At 52.0% G+C, this 5,858-nt stretch carries 5 protein-coding genes; 1 reads left to right on the top strand and 4 read right to left on the bottom strand.

Translation table 11 applies throughout. The features are described 5' to 3' along the window. Together J0895_RS16955 and J0895_RS16950 are read right to left on the bottom strand one after the other, a co-directional pair. On the bottom strand, nucleotides 1–730 hold a 730-nt coding region (locus tag J0895_RS16955), incomplete at its 3' end, for a Uma2 family endonuclease (RefSeq protein WP_207089220.1). Nucleotides 731–1,254: 524 nt separating this feature from the next. Then, entirely contained in the window at nucleotides 1,255–2,370 is a 1,116-nt protein-coding gene (locus J0895_RS16950) for a tetratricopeptide repeat protein (RefSeq protein ID WP_207089219.1), read from the bottom strand. A 440-nt stretch (nucleotides 2,371–2,810) separates the two neighbouring features. Between J0895_RS16950 and J0895_RS16945 the strand changes: the two genes are divergently transcribed. Further along, complete coding sequence (locus J0895_RS16945) at nucleotides 2,811–3,041, top strand: hypothetical protein (RefSeq protein ID WP_207089218.1); 231 nt, start codon at nucleotides 2,811–2,813, stop codon at nucleotides 3,039–3,041. 159 nt (nucleotides 3,042–3,200) lie between these two features. Here the strand turns inward: J0895_RS16945 and J0895_RS16940 are convergent, their stop codons facing one another. Then, nucleotides 3,201–5,063 carry a DUF4335 domain-containing protein gene (locus J0895_RS16940; RefSeq protein WP_242541378.1) on the bottom strand — a complete coding sequence of 621 codons (1,863 nt, stop codon included), beginning with the start codon at nucleotides 5,061–5,063 and terminating at the stop codon, nucleotides 3,201–3,203. 37 nt (nucleotides 5,064–5,100) lie between these two features. Next, complete coding sequence (locus tag J0895_RS16935; RefSeq protein WP_242541377.1) at nucleotides 5,101–5,739, bottom strand: DUF3038 domain-containing protein; 639 nt, start codon at nucleotides 5,737–5,739, stop codon at nucleotides 5,101–5,103. Between the last annotated feature and the right edge of the window lie 119 nt (nucleotides 5,740–5,858).

Here is a 5,858-nt window from a genome sequence, read left to right as displayed (position 1 = left end):
ATTCCTGTTCAGCCCGTTGGGATTCCTGTTCAGCCCGTTGGCGTTCCTGTTCAGCCCGTTGGCGTTCCTGTTCCGTGCGGTGCTGTTCCTGTTCGACCCGTTCTGTCCTCCACAAGAGTAAATTCCCCGCTTCATCCCACCAGCGTAGCCAGTATCCGGCACGATTTTCTCGTTTTCCTTGCCATACTCCCAAGAATAACTGCATTTCGGGTAGCCAAAACCGGCCTTCTTCATTTGCAGATTCTAGTTTATAGCGCTTGTTTTCCCCTAAACGATACAGTTCTAATGTCCCCGTTTCTAGGTCAAAAATGCCATAGCTGGGAACTTGCAAAATCTGCTCGTAGTACAAGAATTTCCCCGGGGGATAGGTTTCTTTGATGGAATATTCATCCCCTTCCGTTTCTGATAAAAACTCCAGAACGATGGCGGGAATTTCTCCTTGCAGTCGGGGGGTATAACTGCGAATGACTTCGGAACGGTCAACGGTAATATGGGGAATATAAGCCCAATCGGGTGCTTTGACTACGAATTTGCCATTGAGGGTCGCACAAATGCCGTAGTTGGTGGGGGTGAGGGCCGTTTCTGGGAGTTTTCCCGCTAACTCCAAACTTTCGGTTAAGGCAGCAGCAAGAGTCGGTTGATTGATATTATCCACTGGGTCATCAGGCAGCACAAAATCATCGGGCAACTTTTCCCAGGTGATCCGATAAGTGGGGGTGGTGGCTAACATGATGATTCCTGCCGAGGTAGGGTTGACTAATTACTCTATCATAAGCAGATTGATGCGGTCCTGCCACCCAGTCATTCGGTTACCCCGTTTTTAGTCCAGGGGTATAGCATGGGTTAGAAACCGGGTTTTTCAGAAAATGTTAGCTTGTGCTGCAACAAATCTAGACCAAAAACCCGGTTTCTGGTCCCTAACAAAGGTAGTTTTTTACGCTCATGGTGATTTAACTCAGATTAACAGCACTTCCGGTCCCCTCCCCTTGGCAATGGGAGGGTTAGGGTGGGGTCCTCTTGACGTAGCGATCGCCTGAGTTATGCACTCTTTCGAGCGATCACGCCTGTATGGAGGCTAGTCCTACCTATTTCTTCGGGGCGTGCGATCGCACGTCACAAGAACCCCACCCTAACCCTCCCCTTGCTAAGGGGAGGGGACCGGAGATGCAGTTCATGGAAAAGCAAATCACTATGAGCGTAAAAACCCTACCCTTGTTAGGTTTCCGGTGCCGGGGAACTAAATCTCTCGTTCGCTTACAAATAGGGTTTGAGAAACACTAGGCTGCTATACAAATGAAAAGCCGGGTCCCAAACACTCGGTTGCACTCTGAATAGATGAATGTGAGAGGGGATGCGCTCAAGCATATCGACTTCGGCAATTGTGGTTTCGGCGAAGGGGGTAAAGTCGGACCAAGTGGGGACTTCTGAAAGCTGTTGTTTGAGGACTTTGCTCAGGGTTTGCCATTTTAAGTGCATACTCATGCTGTCAATGCTATATTTTTTCGCGTTTCCCGGGTTTTCTTGTCCAGGAATGAAGGCAAATCCTTTGTGAAATTCATAATGTTCTTCACACAGACGCAGGATGCAGCCTCTGCCGGGTATATGCAAGTCTCTCATGCCGATATATTCGTGCATTTCTTGTTTATAAGTGACTTCGGTGCGGCGATGGTTTTCGACGGCAACTTGTTTGAAAATGGGCAGGTTGCTTTCGACTTGTTGGCTGACTTCGGACCAATTAAAGGCTAATTGACCCACGCGATCGCCTTCGTCTTTACAAATTACCACAGCCTGGGGAGTAATCGCTTCAAAATGACTGATGCGGAACACCCGCACTTGATTGATTTCCTCTAGGGTGGCACAAAAACAATGGATTCCCGCTTGTCGCAGTTCCGAAACAAAGACTCGCAATTCCCCGATCGCCCCGGTTCGATACATCCGCCAGGTTCTCGTCGGTAGCAACAGTTTGGCGTTATAAGGTTGTAGCTGCATAATCCGCGCAAACTTGACCACCAGTTCGCTTCTTTGTGCCACATCAATCGGTTCAATCACCAGCAACCCCGGTTTAAGCTGGGATGGATCACTTTTGACTTGGGCGATCGCCTCTCTAACTCGTTCTTTAGGTTGGGTTTCGATGCGCTTTAACCCCTGCCGCGCCTGAGAAACAATCTTGGCATTGGTTACCTCTCGCAATACCCGTCTATACGCTTTCTCTGCCTGATCCAGTTTCCCGGTTTCTTCATAATATCGCCCCACATAAAACCCCACCCAAGGATTCTGGGGTGACTCTTCACGCAGAGCTTTGAGTAATTTTGCCGCTTCTCGATAGTCTTGGCGATCGAGCGCATTCACGACTTCTTCAATGGCAATCATAAATCGTGGGGGGATAAAACCAGGGGTTAATTCAGAGGTTTCCCGATTTTATCCGGTTTGGTGTCACCCTAGGGGCGATCGCCTCTATCAATCTTCCCCTTAACCCTCACCCCTTCCCAATTTTAGACAAAAAAAAACGCCCAAAAGCTTGGGCGCTTGCCATCAGGGTGCATCTACAGAATTTAATATAACACGATGAATGGGGGGTGTCACCCCTCACCCCCTAGTTTTTTTGAAAGAATTTTCAGTTTTGGATTTTTAGTACATTTAGTTTGCATAAATATGGAGGGTTTGGAGACCAAACCCCTACATCTGGGGGAAAGAGGGTTTGGGGACCAAACCCCTTACAACAGGAGGTTTTTTACTTCCGGTCCCCGGACCTTGGCAAGGTCCGGGTTAGGGTGGGGTCTACGCGCAAGCGCACTCGCGCCTCACGAAGAATGGGTGGGTGGAGGGTCCACGCGCGATCGCGATCGCACTTGCGCGTAGAAAGAGGTTGGACGAGCCTCCATACAGGAGCGATCGCCGACTGTGAGTGCGTAACTCAGGCGATCGCCACGTCACGAGAACCCCACCCTAACCCGGACCTTGCCAAGGTCCGGGGACCGGAGAATCACCATAAACGTGAAAAACCTACTCTTGTAAGGAGGCAGAGCCTCCAGAATGTGTGACGCGGCTGAAGCCCCCTCACGAGGAAAATTTTGTTTAAAAAATGCAAATTAAATGTATGTAAAGTTTTGTATCAATTTTCCCATTGCCAAAAAAAATAGGGAGGCTGACCCGAATGAGGTCAATCTCCCTATTTTAAAATAACCCTCAATTATATCAAATTATTGGGCAAAAGTCAAGACTCGACCATCGGGTTCGAGGACGACGCGAATTTGCAGAGACTGGGCCTCGGGTAAGGGCGAGACAAATGGGGTCCCTTGTAATGGCACACCACTAATATCGATGTGGGTTCCCGAGGCTATCCCCAGAGGGACGATTTGCTGAATCGAACCATCGGGATTGAGGGTGAGGACATATTCCAACTTGTCCTTAAACCCTTGGGGGGGTTGCCAACTTTCTTGGAAATAATTCTTGGCTTCTGCGAGTTGGGGCGGGTCCTCAAAGATAGATTGAGTCCGGGCGGCAGTTTCTGGGGCAACATCCCCAGCACTCCATTCTGACTCGGGTAACTCAGTAGGCGGGGCTTTCAGGGCGATCGCATCCATCCCTTCTGCCTCGGATACCAGACTCTCATCGGCTACTTCCGGGACCCTTGCCGACGAATCCAGGCGGACATTGGGCAGAGGAGGCGGTGCATCATCCAGGGCTCCCAGATTAGGCGCTGCTGGGGCTGGGGCCGGTGCAGGATTGCGTTCTGGCCCCGTCTGTGGAAGAGAATCGGGCTGCATTGGTGCCGGAGTCGTGACCCGTTCCGGTGTCGTGGGCCGGGGTGTGAAACTCGGTTCTGGTGCAGAGGTAGAATTTCCCATCTGTCCCATCAGGGCATCCCAATCTGGGGGTTCTGGGATGGGGTCATCGGCGAGGGAGGGCATCGGACGCATGGGGGGAATCGGGTCCGAATCGTCTGGAGTAATTTCCAACTCCACTTGGGGGCGCTGGGGTCCTGATGCAGTCTGTGGCACCTGCAAGGGACTCTGCCTCGCTTCAGGTATGGGTCGAGTTGTCGATGCCACGGGAGGTGCTTCCGGTGGAGGACTCGTCGGTGCCGCTTGGGGTCCAAGCGGAGGAGTCGTCTCACCCACCGGAGGCGCTACTGGAGGCACCGGAGGCGATGTTGGGGCAGTGGGGGGTAAAGCGGAAGGCTGTTGACCAGTCGGGGGAGTTTGGACGCCATTTGGGGCAGGATTTGCCCCAGGGGGAACCGTCTGCGGGGAGACGATTGGAGGAGGAACGGGGGTTACATTCTGCTCAGGGAAGGGTTCCGCTGGGCTTTGAGCCACCGTGGGCGTATCCACTTCTGTAGCGGGATTGAGCAGTTTGAACAGGGAGGCACTGACGCCGACGGTAAAGAGGGCCATTGCTGCGATCGCCAGCCAAGGGGGAGTCTTGGACAATCCGGCGACTCCGCCTAAGTTCGGTAAAGCCAGCAAATCCGCTGCCGCAGAATCTAGGGCCGTGGCTAGGTCAAATAATTGTAATGTGCCCAAATTCACCAAGGGACCCGATTCTGAAGTGGCGAGTTCACCGAAATGCAACTCATGCGCCAGTAACCCCCGAGGTTTTAAATAAATGCCCAGAAGGGGTACAAGGGTTTGAGAATTCCAGGACGCTTGATCTGGTGGGGGAGAGGGGAAACCCGCGATCGGTTTTTCCTCTAGGGTCGGGTGAGGAGATTGCAAGCGAGTGGTGGGTTCTGTAATCTCCGTTTGGACTTCCGACGGGGTAGAGGTGGCGTCAGCTTCGGAAGCGAAATAAGTGGCATTGAGGCGTTGGGGCGACTGCTGCACAAAGTCCTGGACATAATTCGTGACGGCATCAGATAAGGCATCCAGTGCTCGGGCGTCGCCGCGAATGGTAACTTGTTGTTCCTGGGGCAATTGCGGCGCATCAAAACTGAGTTGAAACCGCAATTGTTTGAGGACAGGTTTGCCCATCCACTTGGAGAGAGGGGAGCTTTTTGCCACAATCTCTAGGGTGCAAGTGGGGGGCGTGTACCTTCGCAAAACAGAATTGAACGATGGCATGAGAAAATTTTGAGGGGGTATAGTGCTAAAGGAATTGTTAACGACTGACTGAGCGATCGAGCAAAGCCAACCACAGCCGCCGATGACCGTTAGGACCGCTGTAGAAGAGTAAGTCAATCAGCAGTTTGAGCGCTAAGTGAGTCAGCAAGTCCGCAGAGGTGGTGTCTCCATCTTCCATGCGTTCTTGGTAGGTGTTGCAAAAGGTATCAATGAAGTCGCCTAACATAGAGGCTTGATGAGGGGGTCGGTTTTGTTCCGTTAGCTGTTCGAGCAGGGCCACGCCACGCCGGATTAATTCGTGGTGGGTTTTAGCCAGGTGACAAATAATCATCACCAGCGATCGCGCTTCGTCCACATCCAGCTTTTTGCGACCCCCCTGACTCTTGCGTAGCGGATTTGACTGGCGCAGTCGCCACAATGAGACGCGATCGGCCACCACCGATTCGAGTCCCAACTCCTGTGCCGTTCGCAGAATGGCTTCGGAACCAATGTCTGCCAAGCATTCCAGGGCCAGCAAGACTAAATCTAACTGAGTTTTGATGTTATCCAACTGTGCCGGGGTCGGTGCATTCACACCGACTACTTCCTCCCAAGGTGGAGAAGCAGCGATCGGTGTTGCTTTGTTAGCAACACCGTTGGGTTGACCCGGGGGAGCTAATTTTAGGGTCTGACGCATCGTGAACCTCTGTGGATGGGGGATAGGTCATTGGTCATTGGTCATTGGTCATTGGTCATTGGTCATTGGTCATTGGTCATTGGTCATTGGTCATTGGTCATTGGTCATTGGTCATTGGT

Source organism: Phormidium pseudopriestleyi FRX01, from assembly GCF_017313335.1.
In the GTDB taxonomy this organism is placed as follows: Bacteria; Cyanobacteriota; Cyanobacteriia; order Cyanobacteriales; family Laspinemataceae; genus Laspinema; species Laspinema pseudopriestleyi.
The sequence above is the reverse complement of the archived record's forward strand: the minus strand, read 5'-3'. Positions and strand labels throughout refer to the sequence as shown.

Excerpts from the sequence above, each read along its gene's own strand:
- J0895_RS16945 (WP_207089218.1), top strand. The coding sequence starts at position 2,811 with ATGGGTGGGTGGAGGGTCCACGCGCGATCGCGATCGCACTTGCGCGTA.
- J0895_RS16935 (WP_242541377.1), bottom strand. The coding sequence starts at position 5,739 with ATGCGTCAGACCCTAAAATTAGCTCCCCCGGGTCAACCCAACGGTGTT.
- J0895_RS16950 (WP_207089219.1), bottom strand. The coding sequence starts at position 2,370 with ATGATTGCCATTGAAGAAGTCGTGAATGCGCTCGATCGCCAAGACTAT.
- J0895_RS16940 (WP_242541378.1), bottom strand. The coding sequence starts at position 5,063 with ATGCCATCGTTCAATTCTGTTTTGCGAAGGTACACGCCCCCCACTTGC.